Raw genomic sequence first — 505 nt, forward strand, 5'->3', positions numbered from 1 at the left:
GCTCGGCCTGCTGCGCGTGGCGCAGGTCGATCCAGTTGCGGGTCACCTCGGCGATGGTCGCCGCGCGTACCTGCGCCAGGTCGGCCTGGGCATTGTCCAGATCGCCGCGGGCCATGCGCCGGGTCGCCTCGCCGCGGCCGAACAGCGGCAACTCCCATTCCGAGTCGAGCCCGACCACCAGGAACGAGGCGCTGGCGTCGGGGTCGATCGGGTCGAGGGTGCGCGCACGCAGCTGCGGGCGCTGCGATGCGCCGGCCACGGTATCCAGGCGCCGCGCCGCGCGCAGCTTGGCCAGTGCCTGGCCGACGTTGAGGTCGTCGCGCAGCGCCTGCGCGACCAGCGCGTCGAGCTGCGGATCGTGGAAGTCCTGCCACCAGGCCGTGCCGGGTGGGCGCGGGACCGCGGCCTGCGGCGTCGGGCTGCTCCATCGCGCGGGCAGCGACTGTTGCGGCAGGTCCGGCAACGGCGTGCTGGCGCAGCCGGCCAGGGCCAGTGCGGCGGCCAG

1 protein-coding gene is annotated in these 505 nt (G+C 75.4%); it reads right to left on the bottom strand.

The features are described from left to right. Positions 1-505 (bottom strand): TolC family protein (locus tag D180_RS21795; protein ID WP_017914442.1); only part of this gene is annotated, 505 nt, incomplete at both ends.

The sequence above is a fragment of the Xanthomonas sp. SHU 166 genome (assembly GCF_000364685.1).
GTDB lineage: Bacteria > Pseudomonadota > Gammaproteobacteria > Xanthomonadales > Xanthomonadaceae > Xanthomonas_A > Xanthomonas_A sontii.